Source organism: Cupriavidus sp. GW821-FHT02F09, from assembly GCF_059421605.1.
In genome coordinates, this window is record NZ_JBWKVH010000009.1 from 209,684 (window position 1) to 231,253 (window position 21,570).

General features: G+C 66.7%; 17 protein-coding genes and 1 rRNA gene. 4 read left to right on the plus strand and 14 right to left on the minus strand.

The genetic code is table 11. From position 1 onward, the window contains the following. Positions 1-39: 39 nt before the first annotated feature. Positions 40-2,367, plus strand: coding sequence for a patatin-like phospholipase family protein (locus tag AC07XB_RS13540; RefSeq protein ID WP_492827997.1), 2,328 nt, complete (start codon positions 40-42; stop codon positions 2,365-2,367). Here the strand turns inward: AC07XB_RS13540 and AC07XB_RS13545 are convergent. Next, positions 2,364-3,599, minus strand: coding sequence for an alpha/beta fold hydrolase (locus AC07XB_RS13545; protein ID WP_492827850.1), 1,236 nt, complete (start codon positions 3,597-3,599; stop codon positions 2,364-2,366). The two genes, AC07XB_RS13540 and AC07XB_RS13545, sit on opposite strands and share 4 nt — an antisense overlap. After that, positions 3,596-4,897: an MASE1 domain-containing protein gene (locus AC07XB_RS13550; protein ID WP_492827848.1), complete on the minus strand. Its 1,302-nt coding sequence runs from the start codon at positions 4,895-4,897 to the stop codon at positions 3,596-3,598. The genes AC07XB_RS13545 and AC07XB_RS13550 overlap by 4 nt, the downstream gene beginning before the upstream one ends. 276 nt (positions 4,898-5,173) lie before the next feature. Here AC07XB_RS13550 and AC07XB_RS13555 point away from each other — a divergent pair, with 276 nt between their 5' ends. Next, complete coding sequence (locus tag AC07XB_RS13555; protein ID WP_492827846.1) at positions 5,174-6,175, plus strand: Bug family tripartite tricarboxylate transporter substrate binding protein; 1,002 nt, start codon at positions 5,174-5,176, stop codon at positions 6,173-6,175. A gap of 52 nt (positions 6,176-6,227) precedes the next feature. Here AC07XB_RS13555 and AC07XB_RS13560 read toward each other — a convergent pair whose 3' ends face one another. From AC07XB_RS13560 to AC07XB_RS13570, 3 genes are all read right to left on the minus strand, one after another. Then, positions 6,228-6,620, minus strand: a complete 393-nt coding sequence (locus tag AC07XB_RS13560; RefSeq protein ID WP_492827844.1) for a type II toxin-antitoxin system VapC family toxin — start codon at positions 6,618-6,620, stop codon at positions 6,228-6,230. Beyond that, a complete protein-coding gene (locus AC07XB_RS13565) occupies positions 6,617-6,889 on the minus strand; it encodes a type II toxin-antitoxin system Phd/YefM family antitoxin (RefSeq protein ID WP_492375723.1) in 273 nt (90 codons plus the stop codon). The genes AC07XB_RS13560 and AC07XB_RS13565 overlap by 4 nt, the downstream gene beginning before the upstream one ends. A 95-nt stretch (positions 6,890-6,984) precedes the next feature. Continuing rightward, positions 6,985-8,385 carry a CoA transferase gene (locus tag AC07XB_RS13570; protein ID WP_492827842.1) on the minus strand — a complete coding sequence of 467 codons (1,401 nt, stop codon included), beginning with the start codon at positions 8,383-8,385 and terminating at the stop codon, positions 6,985-6,987. A 133-nt stretch (positions 8,386-8,518) separates the two neighbouring features. On the opposite strand from AC07XB_RS13570, the gene AC07XB_RS13575 reads away from it, so the two are divergent. Continuing rightward, positions 8,519-9,697 (plus strand): citrate synthase family protein, encoded by a 1,179-nt coding sequence (locus AC07XB_RS13575; RefSeq protein ID WP_492375721.1) that lies wholly within the window; start codon positions 8,519-8,521, stop codon positions 9,695-9,697. 118 nt (positions 9,698-9,815) lie between these two features. Here the strand turns inward: AC07XB_RS13575 and AC07XB_RS13580 are convergent, their stop codons facing one another. From AC07XB_RS13580 to AC07XB_RS13620, 9 genes are all read right to left on the minus strand, one after another. Beyond that, entirely contained in the window at positions 9,816-11,264 is a 1,449-nt protein-coding gene (locus AC07XB_RS13580; RefSeq protein ID WP_492827840.1) for an amidohydrolase family protein, read from the minus strand. Further along, the gene (locus AC07XB_RS13585) at positions 11,261-12,055 is read right to left on the minus strand and encodes an ABC transporter permease (protein ID WP_416051465.1); all 795 of its coding nucleotides are present in this window, start codon (positions 12,053-12,055) and stop codon (positions 11,261-11,263) included. Before AC07XB_RS13585 ends, AC07XB_RS13580 begins: the two co-directional genes overlap by 4 nt. A 42-nt stretch (positions 12,056-12,097) precedes the next feature. After that, positions 12,098-13,024, minus strand: a complete 927-nt coding sequence (locus tag AC07XB_RS13590; RefSeq protein WP_492827838.1) for an ABC transporter ATP-binding protein — start codon at positions 13,022-13,024, stop codon at positions 12,098-12,100. A gap of 45 nt (positions 13,025-13,069) precedes the next feature. Continuing rightward, positions 13,070-14,107: an aromatic ring-hydroxylating dioxygenase subunit alpha gene (locus AC07XB_RS13595; RefSeq protein WP_492827836.1), complete on the minus strand. Its 1,038-nt coding sequence runs from the start codon at positions 14,105-14,107 to the stop codon at positions 13,070-13,072. Between the two features lie 49 nt (positions 14,108-14,156). After that, positions 14,157-15,152, minus strand: a complete 996-nt coding sequence (locus AC07XB_RS13600) for an ABC transporter substrate-binding protein (RefSeq protein WP_492375717.1) — start codon at positions 15,150-15,152, stop codon at positions 14,157-14,159. Between the two features lie 468 nt (positions 15,153-15,620). After that, a complete protein-coding gene (locus AC07XB_RS13605; RefSeq protein WP_492375716.1) occupies positions 15,621-16,052 on the minus strand; it encodes a hypothetical protein in 432 nt (143 codons plus the stop codon). A gap of 82 nt (positions 16,053-16,134) precedes the next feature. Continuing rightward, positions 16,135-17,478, minus strand: a complete 1,344-nt coding sequence (locus tag AC07XB_RS13610) for an MFS transporter (protein ID WP_492375715.1) — start codon at positions 17,476-17,478, stop codon at positions 16,135-16,137. 62 nt (positions 17,479-17,540) lie between these two features. Further along, positions 17,541-19,064 carry an amidase gene (locus AC07XB_RS13615; protein ID WP_492813693.1) on the minus strand — a complete coding sequence of 508 codons (1,524 nt, stop codon included), beginning with the start codon at positions 19,062-19,064 and terminating at the stop codon, positions 17,541-17,543. Positions 19,065-19,351: 287 nt separating this feature from the next. Beyond that, the gene (locus AC07XB_RS13620) at positions 19,352-20,950 is read right to left on the minus strand and encodes a 3'-5' exonuclease family protein (RefSeq protein WP_492375713.1); all 1,599 of its coding nucleotides are present in this window, start codon (positions 20,948-20,950) and stop codon (positions 19,352-19,354) included. 555 nt (positions 20,951-21,505) lie between these two features. Between AC07XB_RS13620 and AC07XB_RS13625 the strand changes: the two genes are divergently transcribed. Continuing rightward, positions 21,506-21,570, plus strand: a 16S ribosomal RNA gene (locus tag AC07XB_RS13625); the annotation flags it as partial.

The following is a 21,570-nucleotide window of genomic DNA, read 5'->3' on the forward strand; positions in this document are numbered from 1 at the left end:
CGCTTGCGCACGCTGGTGTCCGGTTGTCAGGTGCTGCCGATGCTGCTTGCATTGGCGGCGCTAGCCTTGGCGCCGCAGCCCGCCAGGGCCGCGGATCACCCTGCGCAGCCGGCCAGGCAATCCGCCGCCGACGCTGCCACCGACGTTGCCACCGAAGTTGCCGAGGAAGCCGCCCCCCCAGCCGTCCCGGGCAAGCGAGCGCGCGTGTGCCTGGTGCTGTCCGGTGGCGGCGCGCGCGGCTACGCGCATATCGGCGTGATCCGGGCGCTGGAGAAAATGCACGTGCCGATCGACTGCATCGCGGCCACCAGCATGGGTGCCGTGGTGGGTGGCTTATACGCCAGCGGTTTGTCGGCGGGCGAGCTGGAGGCCAAGCTGTCGCATACCAACCTGAGCGATATCGCCTTCGACCGCAACGAACGCGCCGAACTGCCGCAGGCGCAGCGCGAGGATGACCTCCAATATCCAATCGGCATTTCGGCCGGCTACGGTGACGGCAAGATCAAGCTGCCCACCGGCCTGGTACAGGGCAACCGCCTGCTGGCGCTGCTACAGAACCTGACCCCGCATCTGCCGGCCGACGGCGCCTTCGACAAGCTGCCGACGCCGTTTCGCACCATTGCCACTGACCTGGGCACCGGGGCCCCCGTCGTGCTGGACCACGGCTCGCTGCCGCGCGCCATCCGCGCCAGCGTGGCCGTGCCGGGCTTGTTCGCGCCGATCAAGGTGAACGGGCGCGTGCTGGTCGATGGCGGGCTGGTCAGCAACCTGCCGGTGCAGCTTGCACGCGACATGGGTGCCGACGTGATCATCGCCGTCAATATTGCCTCGCCGCTGGATGACCCCGAGAGCTTGGACTCGCCGGCGGCGGTGACGCAGCAGATGGTCACCATCCTGACCAACCAGAACGTGGCCACGCAAAAGGCGCTGCTCAAGCCGGGCGACGTGCTGATCGAGCCCCAGCTGGGTGACTTGTCCTTCACCGACTTCTCGCGCGCCAACGACGGCATCCAGGGCGGCTGGAACGCCGTGCTGGCGGCCGAGCCCAAGCTCGCGTCGCTGACGCTGCCGGCGGACGCCTGGCAAAGCTACCTGGCGGCGCGCAAGGGCAGCCAGGCGGTGGCGGGCCCGGTGCGCATCGATGCCATCCAGATCCAGTCGCACGGCCGCATTCCGGCCAGCTTCGTGCGCAAGTACCTGGGCGTAAATGAAGGCGACACCTACGACGCGGTCACGCTTAACCGCGAGATGGCGCAGCTCTCCACCTCGGGCGATTTCGAGAGCGTGACGCAGGAGATGGTCACGGAGGACGGGCGCAATGTGCTGAAGGTCGAGGCGCAGCAGAAATCCTGGGGCCCGCAGTTCCTGCTGTTCGGCTTCGGCGTGTCCAACACCTTCAATGGCCAGGGCGGGTTCAACCTGCAACTGGGGCATCGGTATCCGTGGATCACGCCCGGCGGGCTGGAGTGGCGCAATGACATCGTGCTGGGCAGCACCCAGGCCAAGTGGCACACCGAGCTGCGCCAGCCGGTATTCGACCGGCTTGGCTTCTATGTCGCGCCCTATGTGGAATACGGGCGCAAGCGCGTCGATCTCTATGGCGACACCGCGCCCAACCGCAATACCGACCCGATCACCGCCTTTCGGATCGACACGGCCGTCGCGGGCCTGGACCTGGGTGTGCCGCTGGGCCGGCTGGGCGAGTTCCGGGCGGGCGTGAACTACCAGCAGGTCAACTACTCGGCCGTCTATAACCTGCCCATCGGTACCGGCCGGCTATTCTCCCAGGCCCGTGTGCGCCAGCCCACCATGCGTGCCCAGCTCACCATCGACCAGCTCGACGATCCGCTCTTCCCGCGCACCGGCTACTATCTGCTGGCGACCAACGAGCTGGCCTTCGGCGGCACCGACAACCGCTTTAACGATGCACATGCCAAGGCGCTCTGGGCCACCAGCTACGGCCGCCACACCCTGAACCTGGCGGCGGAGGCCGCGGCCACCTATGGCGATCACCGCAGCGACAACAGCGTCAGCGGCGGGCTGGGCTTCACGCTGGGCGGCTTCCAGCATCTTTCGGCCTACGCGCAGGACCAGTTCTCCGGCAACTACCTGCTGTACGGGCGCATGACGTACCTGAACGACCTGCGCGAGTTCATCCTGCCCGGGCTGCGCACCACCGTGGTGGGTGCCAGCCTGGAGGCTGGCGACGTCTGGCTGCGGCGCAAGAACTTTGGCAACGGGCCGTTCAAGACCAGCGCCAGCCTGTTCATCGGCGGCAACAGCGCCATTGGCCCGCTGTACTTCGGCTTTGCCGCAGCGCCGAACGGGGTGTGGAACCTGTACCTGCAGCTAGGCCGCGTGTTCTAGCCCGCGGGCGCTGGCAGGGGCTCGGTGGCGCTCACCGCGTTATCAGCGCTGTCGGCCGGGCGGAAGGTCACCGCGGAGATGCGCCCGTTGCGCATGCGCAGGGTTTGCGTGCCCTGGCTGTGCCGGGCCTCGCCGTTCATGACGGAGGAGGCCGAGACGTCGATCTGCGCGGTGGCGCCCTCGATGCGCGGCGGTGCGGTGATGGCGATGCGTACCGTCTTGCCGGCGATTGCCTCCAGTTTGGCAAACATGCCGATGACGGCGTCGCGGTCGTCATAGCTTCCCGCCAGCGGATGCTCGCCCTGGTGGCGCCAGCGCACGCCGGGCTCCAGTAGCGGGAACAGCGCTTCGAACTGTCCGCTGGTGAGGGCCTGCAGGTATTCGTTCACCACGGCGGTGACGGCTTCCTCGGTCATCGGCACTTCCACCCTGGCCCGCGCCGGGCGGCGCGCCTGCGCCGGGTCGAAGCCAAGGAACTCGAGCACGTTGCTGACCACCTGCTCGCGGTCGTTGTCCACGCAGATCATGTGATAGCTGTTTTCCACCACCACCTTGCGCACGTCCGGGACCGTGGCTTCCAGGAAGTCGGCCGAACGCAGGCTGGTCAGCTCGTCCTCGCGCGCGTTCACCACCAGCGTGGGGCAGGCGATGCGGTGGGCGCCGTTGAGCACCCAGCCGCGCAGCCGGTCCACCTGGCGGATGCAGGCCAGCGGCACCCAGCGGTAGTGGAAGTTGTCGCCGCGTTCGAACTTGGCTTTGACGATCGCGCGCACCAGGTCGTTCTTGATGCCGAATGGCTCGTCTTCCTCCACCCGCATGCGCGCTGGCAGCGTAGGGATGTGATAGACCAGGTGCCGCAGCGCGCGGTACCAGGGCGTGGACCAGCCGTCGATGTAGACCGGGGCCGCCAGCGCGATCAACCGGCCCTTGGTGTGCTGGCGGCGCTCGGCCAGCGCCAGGGCCAGAAGCCCGCCCAGGCACATGCCCATGATGTGAAAGGTTTCGTACTGCCCGGCCAGCTCATCGTATGCCTGCGTGACGGTGTCGAGCCATTGCTCGGCCCGCACGGGCACCAGGTCCTCGGGCGTGCCTGCGTGTCCTGGCAGCGTCACCGCGTGGGTTTCCACCCCGGCGCGCCGCAGGGCCTTGTGCATCGGGCCGAGGTCGAACTGCGTGCCGCCCAAGCCATGGATGAGCAGGGCCCCCGTGCCGCTGCCCTTGAGAGCCGTCATGCTGCGTCGCGCTCCTCGATCACAGCCGCGCCTTGCAGGCGCCATGCGCCGGCAATGACCGCCACGGTTTCGTCGCCGTCCAGCAGCGGGCTGCTCATATCCAGGACCATGGTGCAGTCGCCCGCGGGCAGCATCAGGCGAAAGAGCAGGTCGGTGCGGGCTGCGCCACCCCCGTCGCCGTCGCTCTCGCGCAGCCAGCGGTCGCGCACCCGGGACCGGTCGTCGGCATGCACGTGAGCCAGTACATTGTCGAGATTGCCGAAGGTATCTTCTCGCACCCCCAGCGAGCGCTCCACGTCGCCGCTCCAGCGCAGCGTGCCACTGCGCGGGTCCAGGCAATAGACCAGCTGGCCGCTGGCCGCGAGTGCCAGCTTGACATCGTTCTGGCGCTGCGCCGACTGCAGGTGCAGTTGCTCGCGGCTGGTGCGCAGCGTGCTGATCAGCAGCGTCAGCAAGGCGGCCACGGCCAGGTATAGCTGGGCCTCCATCAGCGAGCGGCCATGGTGGGCCGCGCTTTCGGCGAACGGGCCATCGCCCTGGCCGGTATTGACCAGCACGAACAGCGCCAGGATCGCCACTGCGACGGAGCCGCCCCGGCCCCCCCACAGCAGCGTCACCACTGCCGCGAAGAACAGGGGGATATAGGTCAGCGCAAACACCACGCCGGCAGGCAGCGGGCCCAGGCTCTTGTTGTCGAAGATAAAGAAGGTGGTCAGCACCAGCGCGGCGAACGCGCCGAGGCCGAACAGGAAATCGCCGCCGCTCATGCCGCCTGAGCGCATGGCGCGAAAGCGCGACCAGCCCGCCAGCACCGGCGTGACGATCAGCACGCCCACCAGGTCGGCCGCGGCCCAGACGCGCGCGGTGCGCCAGAACGGCACGTCCTGCATGATCGTGAACCAGCCCGCGCCCACCGCGGCGCTGGCTGCGCTGCTGACCACCCCGGCGATCAGCAAGCCGCGCACGAAGGCCAGCCCTTCGAGCGAGAAGTGCGTGCGCCTGACCAGCGCCACGCCCACTGCCGCAAAACCGATCTCGTCGAGCGAGAACAGCATCAGGCGCAGCGTGTCGCGCCCCTCTACCCAGCCCAGCAGCATCTGCGCGGCGAAGAACGCCAGCCCTACCGGCAGCCAGCGCGGCATCGGCGTCAGCATGAACGCGGCCACGGTCACGCCGGCCGGCAGCCAGATATAGCCAGTGGCGGAGAACGGGCCGTTGAGCTTGTGCGAGATGTAGCCGGAGCAAAAGTACAGTGCCGCCCACAAAAACAGGACGACGGCTCGGTTGGTTGGTTTCACGTTGGCTTTCCTTGGCTGATGCCCGGGCACGGATGCGAGGCCGGCGCGCAGCGGCCAGCCGTTATCTGAACGCGCCAGGCCGGCAAGCGGCTGACGCAATGGCGCGGCCGGGCAGGGGCATCATAAGCCTGCACAGGGATTTCTAGCATGGCGCCATGTAATAAAATCGTCACAATTAAGGGTGTTCGCGGGTATCCGGCCACGAGCCCGGCCAGGACTCGCCCCGGTGCACGCCGACAACGCAAGGCCGCAATATAAACGAGGAGAAAAGACCTGATGGCGAAGTACACATTAAATAACCGATTCCTGCCCGGCTTGCCGATGCTGCTGGCCTGCGCCGCACTGCCGCTGGCACTGGGCGCGGCTCCCGCTGCTGCCGCCTGGCCGGAAAAGCCGATCCGCCTGGTGGTGGGCTTCCCGCCGGGTGGCCCGGTCGACACCCACGCCCGCCTCCTCGCCGAAAAGCTGCAGCCGATCCTGGGGCAGTCAGTGGTGCTGGACTATAAGGCCGGCGCGGCCGGCAACATCGGCTCGGATTCCGTCGCCAAAGCCGCGCCGGACGGCTACACGCTGCTGCTGGCCAATACCGGCCAGATGGCCATCAATGGCGCGCTTTATCCCAAGCTGCCGTACGTGATGCCGCGGGATTTTGCGCCGGTGGCCCGCACCGCGCTGATTCCGCTGGTCATGGTGGTCAATAACAACGTGCCGGCCCGCAACCTCAAGGAATTCATTGGCTATGCGCGCGCCAACCCCGGCAAGCTGAATTTTGCCTCGGGCGGCAACGGCGGCATCTCCCACCTGATGCCGGAGATGTTCAAGCAGGCCAGCGGCACGTTTATCGTCCACATTCCCTACAAGGGCAGCGCCCCGGCTCTGACCGATGTGATGGGCGGCCAGGCGCAGATGATGGCCGACTCGATCCCGCTGTTCACGCAATACATCAAGGCCGGCAAGGTGCGCGCGCTGGCGGTGACGTCCAAGCATCGCTCGCCCGCCTTGCCTGACGTGCCGACCATGGAAGAGGCCGGGCTGAAGAACTTCGAGGTAGTCGGCTTCTACGGCATGCTGGCGCCCGCGGGCACGCCCAAGGAGGTGGTGGCCAAGTTGTCTGGCGCGCTGCAGGCCGTGCTGGGCGAAGCCGATACTCGCGCCAAGCTGGAGCAGCAAGGCGCCGAGGCAGCCTGGCAAGGCCCGGAGGCCTTCGGCCAGACCATTGCCGCCGAGCAGAAGCGCTGGGGACAGGTGATCAAGGCTTCGGGCGCGAAGATCGACTAAGCGCGCCCTGACGCATCGGCCGGTGTGGCAAAAGGCCGATGCGCGGCTGGGCTCAGGCGGCGACGATCAGGATCGGGTGGTATTGCGGCAGCCTGGCATCGTCGGTGAGCAGCACCATGGCCTCCTGCAGCGCTTGTGCAACCAGCATGCGATCGAATGGGTCCTTGTGGTTGGCAAAGGCCGGCAGATTGTCCATCGCACCCGCGTGGGCGGCAGTGACGTCAAGGAGTTTGTAGCCGCACAAGCGGAAAACAGCGGCGGCTTGGCCACCGTTGAACATGTCCAGCTTTCCCAACCCTGCCTTGATGGATATCTCCCACACGCTGGCAGCGCTCACATAAATCTCATTGGAAGGCTCCGCGATCATCGACCGGGCTTTGGCCGACAGACGTGGATCGTTCAGGCTCGCCCAGATAGCGATATGCGTGTCGAGCAGCACCTTCACGAGTGGTCACTCTCTGTCCCGTTCTCAAAGAGCGATGCCACGTCTGCATCGAGTGCATTCCATTCTTCCAGGCTGACAGACGGAAACTGGCCGAGCAGCGCAAGCCCGCCGCCGATTCTCCTGGAAACGTCCGGCTCGCCGATGGGCACCAGCTTGGCGGCGGCCTTGCCATTGCGCGCAATGACAATGACATCTTGCGCCCCGCTTTCCAGCGACTCCACTAGCCGTGACAATTGGCTTTTGGCCTCGTGCATGTTGATCGTGAGCATGTGGTCATCCTGACTTAGCTAATTCAGTTGGCTAAGTATAGTCTGGCCGACAAGGCAAGGCAACGCCCATATCAAGGTCGGCCACAGGCCAGCAGTTAGTTTAGGGACCACTGCGCAAGCGACGCGCCCAGCCTGTCCGCTGGACGGTCCCACACCATTGGCGCACCCTGCACAGTTGCTGGGGACCTGAGCCGTCGCGCAGGTCCCCAGGCAGTCGCTTCAATCGTTTCTGCCAGGTCCGCCGGGGCTTCAGGCGGGAACAGGGATGCTTCGTCTTGCGCGCCCGTCACCAAAAGATGCGCCGTGCGCGCCAGCGAGGCCCGCACCTCGCAGCCGGCGCCGGTCGCCAGGCGCTGCGCCAGCCCGCGGATGGCCGCTGTTGCCATCAGGTAGCCGGTCGCGTGGTCGATGGCCTGCACCGGCAGCGGCTTGGGATGGTCCAGGCCTGCGGCGCGCATGCCCGCATCGGCAATGCCGGTGCTCATCTGGATCAGGCTGTCGAAGCCGCGCCGGCCCTTCCACGGCCCGCTCCAGCCATAGGCATCGAGCGACACATCCACCAGCGCGGGATTGATCTCGCGGCGCCGCCGCGCGTCCAGTCCAAGCCGCGCCAGGGCTTCGGGACGGTAGCCGTGCACCATCACGTCGGCCTGGCTCAGCAACTGCTCCAGCACCTGCCGGTCCGCCGCGCTCTTCAGGTCGAGCCGGGCGCAGCGCTTGCCGAGCACCACTTCCGGCACTGTGCCTGGCTCTTCCCAGCCGGGTGGGTCGATGCGGAGCACATCGGCGCCGAAGCCGGCCAGGAAGCGGGTGGCCACCGGACCCGCCAGGATCCGGGTCAGGTCCAGCACGCGGATGCCGCGCAACGGGCGATCCGGGGTGATGGCCCAGGCTGGCCGAGGCCCAGCAGCGCACGTCGTCCAGTGCATCAGCGGTTCGCTGTTGACGGCGATCCCCTGCGGATGGACTGCCCATTCGGCCTCGGTGCGCATGGCCGCCGAGCAGCCGCCGTTCTCGACGATGGCGGCTTCCAGCGCGCTGGCTTCCCATCCGGATACGGCCCGGGCAACGGCGGCCTTGTCCGCTTGCGCCGCCACGCCAAGCACGGCGAGGGCAGCGTCGCGGTGATGTGGGGCGTTGGTGTGAAGACGGATCCAGCCGTCCTTGGCCCGGTAGTCGCCGGCAACGGGATCCCATTGCGGCGGCAGTTCCCAGCCCTGTGGCCGCAGCGAAGTGCCGAACCATAGCGAAGCGAGACGTTGATCTGCCTGGACATGCGGCGCATGCCCGCAGGCCCGGTGGATCAACTCGGCAATGGCCAGGGCGGCTGCGCCGACGGCGGCGGTGGCCAGGGCGGTGACGGGGAAGACCGCGGGCAAGTGACCGGTGCCGGCCACGGCAATGTGTTCGAGCCACGCGGCGTCCCCGTGCACGCTGCGCCAGATCTCACCAAGGAAAGGGGTGACGGCTGTCGTGGGACTCGTGGCTGAAAGCATGGATTCTCCGGGGCCGGGCATGGTGCGTTCTCCGTTGGGGTGGGTCGGGAATTCGTGCTTTGCAGCATAGGCTCCTTGTTTTAATAGTCAATATTGATTAACTTAATCAACCTATCGATCGATTTCGTCGCCCGTGCCCCGCTACCTGACTTCCTCCGAAGCCGCCGCCCAGCTTGGCGTGTCCCGCCAGACGCTCTATGCCTATGTCAGCCGTGGCTTGCTGCACGCGCACGATAGCGAAACCCACCGCGAAAGCCGCTATCTCGCCGACGACGTTGCGCGCCTGGCTGGCCAGCGCACGCGCGGCCGCAAGCCTCGCGAGGTGGCCAAGGCCACGCTGAGCTGGGGTCTGCCGGTGCTGGAATCGGGGATCACCTTGATTGAGGACGGGCGGCTCTACTACCGGGGCATGGATGCCGTTGCGTTGGCCGCGTCGGACACCGTGGAAGCGGTGGCCGCATTGCTGTGGCAGTGCCCCCAGGACGCGGCGTTTGGCGCAGCGCCGCTTGCGCCGGCGCACCTCGCGGCAATGCAGGCGGCCTTCTCCGGGCGCCGCAGCGAGGCGGCGCTGCTGCCGCTGTTTACCATAGCCAGCGAAGACGACCCCACGGCGCAGTGGCAAAGGTCACCGCAACGCCTTGCCGAAGGCTGCGGCGTGCTGGTGCGTCTGCTGGCGGCCTGCCTGCTGCACACGGCGCCCGCCAGCGCGCCGGTCCATCGACAATGCGCCAGCGCCTGGCAGGTGGGCGAAGAAGGCGCGGACCTGATCCGCATGGCGCTGGTGCTCTGCGCGGACCATGAGCTGAACGCGTCGAGCTTCACGGCCCGCTGCGTGGCGTCCACCGGCGCCAGCCTGCGCGCATCCGTGGTCGCGGGCCTGGCCGCGCTGACCGGTGGGCTGCATGGCGGGACCACCGCCCGCGTGGAGGCTCTCTGGGACGAGCTCGGCGAGGCGCCGCCCGCATCGAAGCTGCGCGAGCGGCTTGCCCGCGGCGAGAACCTGCCGGGGTTTGGCCATCATCTCTACCCCGCCGGCGACATCCGCGCCGCCGGCCTGCTGGCGCGGATACTCCCGCATCACCCGCAATGGCAAGCGATCATCGACGACGCTTTCGCGCTGCTGGGGCAGCGGCCATCGATCGATTTTGCACTGGTGGCGCTGCGCCGGCATCTGCGGCTGCCGCCCGGCGCGGCCTTCGGCATGTTCGCGCTTGGCCGCTCCATCGGCTGGATCGCGCACGCGCTGGAGCAGCGTGCCGATGCCGAGCTGATCCGCCCGCGTGCCGCGTACGTCGGCCCGCGCCCCGGCTAGCCTGGATCAAGCCTCAGTTTCGGCGAACCGCAGGCCGATCAGCCCCACGAGCGCCAGGCTCAAGAAAAAATCCGCTGCCGGTTCGCGCCTTCCTGCATCAACGACGTGGCGCCGCGGGCTATGCGGCGCGCTGCTGCAAGCGCAGCACTGCGTCGCGCGCGGCAGCGCCAAGCTCGCCAAGGTCCAGCCCCGGAATCGCATCATGCTCCACCACCACGCGGCCAGCCACCAGCAGCGCGCGCAGAGCCGGCCGCCCACCGCTGGCCACGGGGGCGATGGCCGGATCGTGCAGGCCAAAGCAGCGCGGGTCGTCGAGCCGGTAGATGGCGAGGTCGGCCGCCTTGCCCGGCTGCAACGTGCCCACCGCATCCAGGCCAAGCACCGCCGCGCCGCCCGCCGTGCCCCAGCGCACGACGTCTTCTACACGCGCGGCGTCGGCGCCGCCCTCATGGTCGCCACCCTCGGCGCGTGGGCGGGCGCCATGGCCTCGCCGCGCGCGCTGCAGCAGCCACGCCGCATGCGTTTCGGAAATCATGTCGGCCGCTTCGTTGGAGGCGGCGCCGTCCACCCCGATCGACACCGGCACGCCAGCGGCTTCCAGCGCCGGGATGTTCGCAATGCCGCTGCCCAGCCTGCCGTTGCTCTGCGGGCAGTGCGCGATACCTGTGCCGGTTGCGCCGAGCTGGCGGATTTCGTCCGTGCCCAGTTTTACCAGATGGGCGAACCAAACGTCGCGGCCCAGCCACTCGTGCTCGCCGCAGAAGGCCACGGGTGTCGTCTGGTATTTGTCTCGCGCGGCGTTCTGGTATTCCACGGTCTCCGACAAATGGCTGTGCAGCCGGATGCCAAGCCGGCGCGCGGTGCGCGCGCAGGTGCGCAACTCCTCGGGCGACATGGAGTAGAGCGGCGTGGTGGGCGCCATCACCACGCGGCGCATCGCATCCGGCGCGGGCTGGTGGTAGCGCGCAGTGAGCCGTTCGCAATCACTCAGGAACTGGTCGAGCGTTTCGGGGCGCAACGCCTGCGGCAGTTCGCTCTCCAGCTGGCGCGTGCGGGTGGCGCCGCCGCGGCACAGCACAAAGCGCAGCCCCAGCGCCTCGGCTTCCTCGAACAGGATGGCCGAGCTGTCGTAGGGCATGCCGGGATAGTAGAGATAGTTGTGGTCAGCCACCGTGCCGCAGCCGCTGCGCACCAGTTCGATCAGGCCGATGCGGGCGGCAAGCCGGAAGGTGGTTTCGTCAAAGGCGGCGCGGAAGCGGTAAGGCGTAGCGCCGAGCCACGGCGTGAGCGTCAGGTTCAGTCCCGGCGGATCGCCCTTGAGCAGTGACTGGAACAGGTGATGATGGGTGTTGACCCAGGCCGGGTAGACCACGCAGTCGGTGGCATCGATGACTTGTTCGCCGGGGCGCGGCGCCAGCTTGCCGATGGCCTCGATGGTGCCGCCGGCCACGCGCAGGTCCGGGCCGGCATGGCGTTCGCCTTCACCCTCGCCCCCACCCTTATCGTTACCAGGAAGGCCGGTCAGGATGGCGGTGGCATTGCGGATCAGGATGGTGTTGGTCGTCATGCCAGCTCGCTTTCGTGCCAATGGGACAGTGCCATGCGTGATACCACCACCATGGCGCCGAACAATGCGACGCCGGTCAGCGTGATCAGGAACAGCGCGGCGAACAGGCGCGGGATATTGAGGGCGAAGCCCGCCTGCAGGATCTGGTAAGCCAGCCCCGCGCCCGTGCCGCCGGTGCCCGCCACGAATTCCGCTACCACCGCGCCGATCAGCGCGAGGCCGCAAGATATCCGCAGGCCACCGAAAAAATACGGCAGCGCGCTGGGAATGCGCAGGCGGCGCAAGGTATCCCAGCGGCTCGCGCGGTTGATGCGGAACAGGTTGAGCAAGCCGGGGTTGACGCTGCGCAGGCCCAGCACCGTGTTGGAGATGATCGGGAACACGGCCACCATGGTGGCGCAGATCACTAGCGCCAGCGTCGGCTGCTTGACCCAGATGATGATCAGCGGCGCGATCGCTACCACCGGCGTGACCTGCAGCAGGATCGCGTAGGGAAACAGGCTGGCTTCGATCAGGCGGCTCTGCACGAAGATGAACGCCGCGGCGGTGCCAACTACCACGGCCAGCGCAAAGGCCAGCATGGTGATGCGCAGCGTCACCCATAGCGAGCCGCATAGCAGGCTCCAGTCTTCCACCAGCGCATGGCCGATGGCGGTGGGCGTGGGCACCAGGTACGCGGGCACGGCGAGCACAGTGCATGTCGCCTGCCAGGCGAGCAACAGCAGCACGCCGACGGCAAGCGGGGCGGCCACGCGCTGTACGGCGGGGCGCGACAGTAGCGGGGGATTCATGGGGGCTCCTTGTTGTTTGTGGGATCGATGCTGCTGCCGGGCTCAGTGCTCGTTGGGGTCGACGCCGGTGTTGGCCTGCGCGAGCAGCGCCGACAACTGCGCGCAGTACTGCATGAAGGCGGGCGAAACACGGAAGGCCTCATCGCGGACTTCGGGGCCCTCGATGGCCACGTCGGCAATTACGCGGCCCGGCCGCGCCGCCATTACCACCACGCGGCTCGACAGGTAGACCGCCTCATAGATGCTGTGGGTGACGAAGACCACTGTCAGGCCGCGCTCGGCCCAGAGCGCGCGCAGGTCGGCGTCGAGCTTGTTGCGGGTGAACTCGTCGAGCGCGCCGAAGGGCTCGTCCATCAGCAGCAGGTCCGGGTTGGTCGCCAGCGCCCGCGCGATCGACACGCGCATCTGCATGCCACCCGACAGCTCACGCGGATAGACCGCGGCGAAGCGGCCCAGCCCCACCAGCGCCAGCGCGCGCCGCACGCGTTCGTCGGCGTCGGCGCGCGGCATGCGGGCGAGGTCCAGCGGCAGCCGCACGTTGTCGGCCACGCGTGCCCACGGCATCAGCGTGGCCTCCTGGAACACCATCGCCAGCGTGCGGCCTGCGCTGTTGGTGGCGCCGTTCGTTCCGGCGTTCGTTCCGCTCGGAAGGGCGGGGTTGCCCCACCAGCGCATATGGCCCGCCGACGGCGCCTCCAATCCGGCAAACAGCTTGAGCAAGGTGCTCTTGCCGCAGCCGGACGGCCCCAGCAGCGAGACGAACTCGCCGGGCTTGATCGCCAGCTTGACGCGCTCCAGCGCCACGGTGCCGTTGGGATAGGTCTTCTCGACCTGGTTGGCGAACAGCAGCGGCGCGTCGGCATCGCGCCGGCTGGTGCCAGCGGGCTCGCCGTCGGCGTTGGGCGCAAGGCCGCCGGGGCTCGGGGCTGCAGCGCGGGCTTGCGTGGCACTGCGAAAGAGGACGCTCATGGCTGTCTCCGTATGGAATGGTTCGGGGACTATCCGAAGTCCGGCCTAAGCGCGAACCACGGGAATGCGGAAGGTCTCCTTCTCGCCATGCCGGGTGAACAGTTCCATCAGCATCTTGCGCATCAGCAAGCCGGGTTTGTCGGATTCCATATGGAATTCAACGCGGCGGCGCGTGTCCACGCAGGCGTCGTAGTCGGTGGCTTCCAGGATGTCGCGGTCCTCGGCGACGATGGGCGCGTCCCAGTCGATCAGCTCCTGGGTCGAGCAGTCTTCCTCGCTGTCATTGCGGTACAGCCATTGCGACAGCATCACGCTCTTGTCGTCGATCGGCGTGGCGCAGTTGTAGATGATGTGATGGCGCCCGCTGGCCGGATAGGTGCAGCCGAAGCGGCGCGTGAACGGCAGATCCCAGCGGTTGAACATATGGCGATGCGTGATCGGCTCGGTGGTGCCGGTAACACGGTGGCCCGCCTCGATATTGCGGATCGGCACCAGCGTCTCCGCCTCGAAGCCCCACTCGCGCTGCTGCAGCTCGTACTTCTGCGGCTTGGGCTGCTCGGACAAACCAAAGTTGGCGCGGTGCACGAAGCTGAAGTGCGAGTTGTCGAAGGCGTTCTCCATCACGCGCAGCGAGCTGGTGTTCCACTTCTCGTAGAACTGGAAGATGCGGCGGTAGGTGGGGTCGCCATCCTCGGGGAAATCGGGGATGGGCTGCAGCGGATCGTCCAGCGCCACCCACACGTAGCCGTATTTCTCTTGCACGTGATAGGCCTGCACCTTCGCGCCAGAAGGAATGGCGTTGTCCGGCGCCTGCGGAATCCGCACGCAGCTGCCCGAGCAGTTGTATTCCCAGCCGTGGTAGCCGCAAACGATGTCGCCGCGCTCGTTGACCCAGCCCTTGGACAGGCGTGCGGTGCGGTGGCAGCAGCGGTCCTGCAGCGCCGCGGGCTTGCCGTCGATGCCTTTCCAAAGCACCAGGTTCTCCCCCAGCAGGGTAAAGGGCTTGGGGCCGTCGTCGAGCATCGAGATCGGCATCAGGGCATACCAGAAACGGCGCAATACGGGCTGTTGGGTGACCAGCATGTCAAATATCCTTGTATGGGGTTGAGCTTGAACGGTGAAGCTGCGCGCTTCAGGGCATGACCTTCAGGTCTTTCACGAACTGCGTGGTGTAGGCTTGTTTCCAGTCGGTATCGGCCTTGAGCAGCCCGGCCCCCACCATGAAGTCGCGCGTCTTCTGCCAGCGTGCATCGGTCATCACGCCGATGCCGTAGCGGGCCGCATCGCCACCGCCGACCATGTGGTACTCCTTGAGTTTGTCCACGCCCCAGGCGAGCTGGTCGTCCTTCATGTTGGGGTTTTCCTGCTTGATCAGCGCATTGGCCGGGGCGGGGTCCGCCAGGTAGCTCTTCCAGCCTTCCATGCTCGCCTTGACGAAGCGCGCGACCACGTCCGGCTTCTCCTTGACCATCTTTTGCATGGCGACGATGGTGGTGCCGTAGGGCGGATAGCCATCGTCGGCGAACAGGAAGAAGCGCGTCTTGGCACCGGCCTTGCTGGCCGAGAACACTTCGGAAGAGGCATACGCCTGCTGGGCCGATTGCGGATCGGCAAAGAAGGGCTGCAGGTTGAAGGTGTAGACGCGCGACTGCGATTCCTCCAGCTTGTACTTGCCCTTGAGCCACGGCCACCAGGTGGTGCGTCCCGAGGTGGAGACCAGCACCGTGCGGCTCTTCAGGTCGGCCAGGCTCTTGACGTCCTCGTGGGTCATCATGCCTTGCAGGTCGGTCTGGAAGGAGGTTGCCACGGTGGTCACCGGCACGCCTTGCTCCACGCTCTTGAGCACCTGCAGGTCATAGCCCATCAGGAAATCGGCCTGGCCGCTGGTGAGGATCTGCATGCCATTGACCTGCGGGCCGCCCATGCGCACGGTGACATCGAGGTCGTACTTCTTGTAGATGCCTTTCGCTACCGCCTGATAAAAGCCGCCATGCTCCGCCTGGGCATACCAGGAGGTGAGGAACGTCACCTTATCGGCAGCTAGCGCGGGGGCGGGGATGGCGGCGAGCGTCAGCGCGGCGCAGGCGCCGGTAATCAACAGGCGGCGCAATGGGGAAGGCGTCTTCATGGGGGCTCCTGTGCGGATGTTTGCGGGGGAAACCAGGATGGGCACGGCGACAGGCGGGCGACGACGCGGGACGCAAGCGGCGCCATGGCCGGCAGATGTGTCCGCGAAATGGAATAAGGGCGTGAAGATGGGGGACATCGTGGGCGCTCTCTTTTCTCTCGTGCCCGGCCTGGTGGCCGGATCCAAACGCCCGGATGCCTCGCGATGCGAGTCAGCCAGGCGTGCGACCGGATGGTCGCGAGAGCAATGTCCCGCGCCGGCATGCGCCTGCCCACTGGGGGAGGCGCATCGGCGCTAACCGCTTCTACTCGATAGTTTGTTCAGCAAGAGGTGTGCCAACGGCAGCGGTGAACGCCGCGCCCCAAATGCGCCGGATCGTGGCAAGCCCCTGAGTGGCACTGGTGCATGATCCCCTGCTTCGACGCGCGATGTGCACCAATTCGGTGAGTGGCGCGGTGGCCGGTGCGATCAGGGGCTGGTGCTGGTCCTGACCAGCCCGCTGCAGCGGCCTAGCGCGGTGGTGACACAGCACGCGTTGCCGGACCAGTCGCCACCGATCACCAGGCCAGTGGGACCAGCGATCAGGCGGCGATGGCACAGGCCGGGCACCAGCAGGGGCTCCGGTGACGTGGGCGCGCGCGCATCGCGCGGGCCGCCGCCCGGCGCACGCGCTGGTGGCACCTCCTCGGTCCACAAGTAGGCGGTGCCGCCCGGCACGGCCTGCACGGATTGCGGCGGGCCCCACTGTGCCTTGGCTTGTTCGATCGGGGCGGCTTGCCACGAATCCAGGATGCGCTGCATGGCGGATTGCTCGACGCTTGCGCAGCCGCCCAGGGCGATGGCGGCGAGTGGGGTCAACCAAAGGCGAGGGGAGATGGAGAGACGGCGAACGACAGACATGGCGACTCCAGGGGGAGCAGGCATGCTCCCTCCGTGCAGCCTAGCCTAGCCGCCGGCCTCGCCGCAAGCGGCCGCAGGCGCCTTATGCGGGCTTGCCCACAGTCGGCGCCAGCACGGCCTTGTTGGCATCCCGGGACAGCTCGTGCGCGCCGTCGTCATCGCCGCCGGCCTGGCCCAGGTCCATGCCCTTGGTTTCCGGCAGCAGCAAGGCGGCGCCCATCACCATCATGTAGCCGACGCCGGCCACGATGGCGATCGCCAGTGGCAGCGAGGTGCGGCCGGTGCTGAGCCAGCCTACCGTCAGCGGAAAGAGCGAGCCGATCACGCGCCCGACGTTGTACGAGACGCCATAACCCGTGGCGCGGATGTCATTGGGGTAAGACTCCGAGATGGTGGCGCCGATGCCGGCGAAGACGCCCTGCATCAGCACGCCCAGCGGGAAGCCCAGGAACAGCATCGACGTGTTCGATACCGGGATCACCATATAGACCAGCGCCATGACAAAGGCGCCGGCGGCAAAGGCGATATAGGTCAGGCGGCGGCCCCAACGGTCGGTGGCATAGGCGCCGGCCACATAGCCCACCAGCGAGCCAACGATCGTCATCGCCAGATAGGAGCTGGTGCCGAACACCGACAGCCCGCGCTCGGTCTTGAGGAACGTCGGCAGCCAGGTGGCAATCGCATAGTAGGCGCCCAGCATGCCGCCCGACAGCAGGCTGCACAGCACGGTCTTGCCCAGCAGCGGCCTGCGGCCGAGCCGCGCCAGCTGCTGCCAGGCGGTGGGCCCGCTGCCGGCGCCACCGGCGGCGCGTTCGGCCTGGCTCTTGGTGAAAACTTCCGGCTCCTCCAGGTTGCGGCGCAGGTAGATCACCACCAGCGCCGGCAGGATGCCCATGAAGAAGCAGACGCGCCAGGCGGTTTCGGCCGGGAAGATGCTGAAGGTGATGGCGTAGGCAATGGCCGCCGCGCCCCAGCCGAAGGAGTAGCTGCTGGCGGTGAAGCCGGAGTATTTGCCGCGGTGCGCCGGGTTGCGGATCATTTCCGTCACCAGCACCATGCACAGCGAGGATTCGCCGCCGAAGCCCAGGCCCTGGAGCATGCGAAAGGCCAGCAGTTGCTCGGGGGTGTTGGCCAGCCCGCACAGGAAGCAGGCAACGGCGAACACCACGATGGTCCAGCGCAACACGCGCACCCGGCCATAGCGGTCAGCCAGGACGCCCGCACCGATGGCGCCCACCAGTGAGGACACCAAGGTCCAGGTGACAATGGCGCCGGCGGCCGATTTGCTCATGCCCCACTGGGTGAGCAACGTTGAAATCAGGAAGGAATAGATCATGAAGTCGAACACGTCGACCGCATGACCGAGGAACGCGCCGTAAAACCCCTTGCGCTCCATTGTCGATAAATCCTTGAACCAGGTGAACATGATCTCTCCTTCGTGTCTTTGCTTCGGGGGCGGTGCGCTGGTTTTTTTGGCGCCGGTGCGCGTTACACCGGGTCGGACCGGGATTGGGATTGGGACTGAGCCGAGGCCGGCGGTGGCCGGAAGGCAAAACCCGCGGCTTCCAGCAACTGGGCAAAGCGCAATGCGGTCAGGTCCTCGAACCTTCCGGCGACGATCTGCACGCCCACCGGCAGGCCACTGCGGCCCGGGCCGATCGGCGCTACCGTCGAGGGCAGGCCGCACAGGCCGGAGTGCCCGGCCCAGAACAACTGGCTGGTGAGCGGTTGCGCCCGGCCATTGACCTGGAGCATGCGCTGCCACGGCTCGCCGGCTTCATCCAGCACAAAGGCGGTGGTCGCGGCTGCCGGGCACAGCAACACGTCAACCTCGCCAAAAAAGCGCTGCCAAGCCTGCGCGAAGGTGGCCCGGGCTTGCTGCAACTGCAGCCATTGCCGGTGCCGGATGGCGGCGCCGGTGAATTGCAGCGTGGCGTAGCCGTGGTCGTCGGGCGCGGCGCCTGCGGCGCGGGCCAGCACGGCATCGAAGCCAGCATCATCCATATGGATCGACGTGGTAGCCCGCAGCATCAGCACGTAGGTGTGCCAGAGAGCCGAGGCATCGAAGTCCGGGCGCGCGTTCCAGCGTACCTGGGCGCCTTGTCCCTCCAGCCAGCGGCCGAGCTTTTCGATTTCGTCGCTGACTTCCCCGTCCGCCTCGCACAGCGGATGGCTCGGCAGCACGGCGACGCGGAAGTCGGCAAGCGCGCGCTTGTCGCAGGGCGGCAGCGTCAGGCGATAGGCCTGCGCTTCAATGCCGTCCGGGCCAGCCAGCGCTCGCAGCAGCAGTTCCAGGTCGTGCGCGCTGCGCGCCAGCGGCCCCGCCACGTTGATGTCCTGCTCGCCGTAGCCGTGGCCGATGCCATGGCCGCGCAGCGGCACCAGTCCGTGGCTGCTCTTGTGCGAGAACACGCCGCAGTAGTGCGCCGGGTTGCGCAGCGACGAGCCGATGTCGGAGCCCACGTCAAAGAAGCTCATGCCCGCGCAGACCGCTGCGGCGCTGCCGCCGGACGAACCGCCCGGGGTGCGGCTGAGGTCGCGCGGGTTGCGGGTGGTGCCGTAGATGGCGTTGTAGCTTTGCCAGTCGCGCAGCCCGATCGGCACGTTGGTCTTGCCAAGCAGGACCGCGCCGGCCGCGCGCAGGCGCTCGACCACGGCCGAGTCGCTGGCGGCAATGTTGTGGCGCTGCGCCGGGTTGCCGCACGTGGTGGGCCAGCCTGCCACGTCGAAGGATTCCTTGATGGAGAAGGGAATACCGTCCAGCAAGCCAAGCGGCTCCCCGCGGCGCCGGCGTTGGTCGCTGGCCTCGGCTGCTGCGCGCGCGGCGGTGAAATCCGCCAGGATGAGGGCGTTGATCTCCCGATGCGAGGCGGCATAGGCTGCCTCGCACCAGTTCACCAGGTTCTGCGCGCTGGCGTCGCCTTTGGCCAATAGCGCCGCGGCTTCCCACACTGGCAGGAAGCACGTCTCTGGCGGCTGGGTGTCGGTGCTTGCTGTGTCTTGCCGCGTCACGCATTCGCTCCGTATTGTGGGGGCCGTTGCTATGGCGCCAGGGTTGGGGGTGAATCGGGCTTTTCGTTAGAATCGGTATACTATATTCATTGAATTGCCGAGAGCAAGGCAAATGTTCGAGCGCCCGCAATTCGCCGTGTTCTGGTGCAATGCAGCAGGTTTCGGCACAAACTCGCGGCTCATGGGAAGGGATTGCTAGACGTCGCGCACCTTGGCGGTGCGCGAGTTGTGAGGTATTTGGTATACCGTTTGTGATCTGTGGGCTAGCTGGTCAGCAGTCGCCTCGCCTAGCGGTCGAAGAAAGACAAGGTCTGTTGGTCTGGGCTTGGTGGCTTGCGCCGGTGGGGCGCCGGGGTGGGCGATGCAGTCTGCGGCTGTGCTTTCGACCGGGGCGCGTCCGGTGGTTGCAGCTCGAATCGCCGCACCGCTTCCAGCGGAACGGCAGCGGCGAGCAAGGCCGGCAGCCGTGGCGCCAGGATCTGATAGGTGTCCAGGTCAAAGCGCGCGGGCGAGGACAGCAAGCTTGGCGCCTCCTCCAGCGTGGGTACCGAGCCCAGGTAGCACCAGTCTTCCAGGACATGCCACCACGCCTTGGCGCCGTGCTGCTCGCGCCATGCCACTGCACCCGCGAACGGCCAGGGCTGGATCGCCAGGTTGGCCAATGCGGTGACCGCCCGTTCGCGGTGAGCTGCGAGGGACTCGTCGCCGGTGCACGCGCCCAGGCAGCGGTGCAGTTGACGCGCGAAGCAGGGCAGGCCGCGCCGCGCGGTTTTCTCCAGGGCGAGGGCGACCTGGCAGAGCTGATGGGTTTGGGCCAGTTCTGCCAGCCGGGCCTGGGCGCTGGCCCGGCTGGGAAAGGCGCCATATAGATTAGGGTGCCGGCTGAAATCGGTGTGGCGATCCGAGCGCAGTATCGGCGCGCTCAGCCCGGGGGGCAGTTCCCACGCGTAGAGTCCTGCATTCTGGCGCAGCATCTGGTTGTGCAGCGGCTGCATCGTCTTGATCAGGTGCGCTTCCAGCAGCAGTGCGCCAGCCTCACCGCCAGTCTCGCGCCATTCGACGTGGCGCACCGCGCGCGCCAGCCGCATTTCCAGGGCGGCACGATGATCGCCGGAGAAATGCGCGCCAATGCGTTGGCGCAGGTGGATGCTCTTCCCTATATAGAGAGGCATGTCCTGGTCGCCATAAAAGAGATAGACGCCAGGGGTGTCGGGAACGTCGTCCAGTGCGGTTTCTTCGAGCCCGGCGGGCAGGCTCGCCCGCTTGATCAGCGACTGCACTGCGGATTCGACCAGGTCCATCGTGTAGAGCTCGTGGACCTTCTGCCAGAATTGCCACAACAGTTCGGCATCGGCGAGAGCCCGGTGCCGGCCCTTGGGTTGCAACTCGAACCGGGCGATCAGCGCATCCAGCCCGTGGCGCGCGGCCGAGGGAAACAGCGAGCGCGAGAGCCGTAACGTGCACAGGACATCGGCGCGAAAGGTGACGCCGACACGGCGGAACTCATTCTTGAGGAAGCCATAGTCGAAACGTGCATTGTGCGCCACGAAGAGCTTGCCTTGCAGCCGCTCCGCGAGCGTTTCCGCCAGTGACTCAAAGCTTGGCCGACCGCGCACCATGTCGTCAGTGATTCCGGTCAGTTGCTGGATAAAGGGCGGGATGCCAATGCCCGGGTCTATCAGGGTGTCCCATTCGACAATACCGTCCGGTCCCACTTCCACGACGCCAATCTCGGTAATACGGTCGCGGGTGCCGTCGGCGCCCGTCGTTTCCAGGTCGACAAAGACAATCGGGCGTGAAAGTGCTGCTGCCAGCGCTTGCGCGTCCAGATACCGGGGCATATCCGCCGGCTGGTGCGATGGCTGGTAGATAGGAAGGTCAGGCATCCGTCGATTCTAATAGATAGAGGTAGCAGCCGCGCGACCCTGCGCAGGGGCATGGAAGCCTGCTTCATCACCGTGTCACAGACCGTTCTGAACAAATTCAAGAAAACGCTTGCCAAGGCCGAGGGGGTCCCCTATGATTCGCCCCCTCGCAACACGAAACACCGCTGCAAAGCAGACGGGACAAGGGTTGCGGGGTTGGCAGGGGTGGTTGGCGGCGCGCACGGCGCAGCGAGCTGAAGGAAAAAAACCTGTTGACGAAACGATGATCACGCTTCATAATCTCGTTTCTCTGCTGCAGCAAACGCAGCGACGCGGTGAGCAAAGCGAACCGCGACCAGTTCTTTAACAAACAAACAACCGATAAGTGTGGGCGCTTGATAGCGGATGCGGAAGACTTCGGTCTTTTAGCTTACAAGTTATAAAGTGCTCGCACAGTAAAACATGTTGGTTATGTCCGGGGTGCAAATCGCGGACGTAGCCAGTCAGTTTTCTGAGAGTGAGCGACCGCTCGAAAGAGCGAGATCCATAGGGAAACCGAAGGATCACACAGGTATTAAACTGAAGAGTTTGATCCTGGCTCAGATTGAACGCTGGCGGCATGCCTTACACATGCAAGTCGA

Bases quoted from the DNA above. Each gene is read 5' to 3' on its own strand.
- AC07XB_RS13595 (WP_492827836.1), bottom strand. From the start codon at position 14,107: ATGCTGGTCACCCAACAGCCCGTATTGCGCCGTTTCTGGTATGCCCTG.
- AC07XB_RS13565 (WP_492375723.1), bottom strand. From the start codon at position 6,889: ATGCTCACGATCAACATGCACGAGGCCAAAAGCCAATTGTCACGGCTA.
- AC07XB_RS13605 (WP_492375716.1), bottom strand. From the start codon at position 16,052: ATGTCTGTCGTTCGCCGTCTCTCCATCTCCCCTCGCCTTTGGTTGACC.
- AC07XB_RS13555 (WP_492827846.1), top strand. From the start codon at position 5,174: ATGGCGAAGTACACATTAAATAACCGATTCCTGCCCGGCTTGCCGATG.
- AC07XB_RS13600 (WP_492375717.1), bottom strand. From the start codon at position 15,152: ATGAAGACGCCTTCCCCATTGCGCCGCCTGTTGATTACCGGCGCCTGC.
- AC07XB_RS13570 (WP_492827842.1), bottom strand. From the start codon at position 8,385: ATGCTTTCAGCCACGAGTCCCACGACAGCCGTCACCCCTTTCCTTGGT.
- AC07XB_RS13610 (WP_492375715.1), bottom strand. From the start codon at position 17,478: ATGTTCACCTGGTTCAAGGATTTATCGACAATGGAGCGCAAGGGGTTT.
- AC07XB_RS13620 (WP_492375713.1), bottom strand. From the start codon at position 20,950: ATGCCTGACCTTCCTATCTACCAGCCATCGCACCAGCCGGCGGATATG.
- AC07XB_RS13585 (WP_416051465.1), bottom strand. From the start codon at position 12,055: ATGAATCCCCCGCTACTGTCGCGCCCCGCCGTACAGCGCGTGGCCGCC.
- AC07XB_RS13540 (WP_492827997.1), top strand. From the start codon at position 40: ATGCTGCTTGCATTGGCGGCGCTAGCCTTGGCGCCGCAGCCCGCCAGG.
- AC07XB_RS13580 (WP_492827840.1), bottom strand. From the start codon at position 11,264: ATGACGACCAACACCATCCTGATCCGCAATGCCACCGCCATCCTGACC.
- AC07XB_RS13590 (WP_492827838.1), bottom strand. From the start codon at position 13,024: ATGAGCGTCCTCTTTCGCAGTGCCACGCAAGCCCGCGCTGCAGCCCCG.
- AC07XB_RS13545 (WP_492827850.1), bottom strand. From the start codon at position 3,599: ATGACGGCTCTCAAGGGCAGCGGCACGGGGGCCCTGCTCATCCATGGC.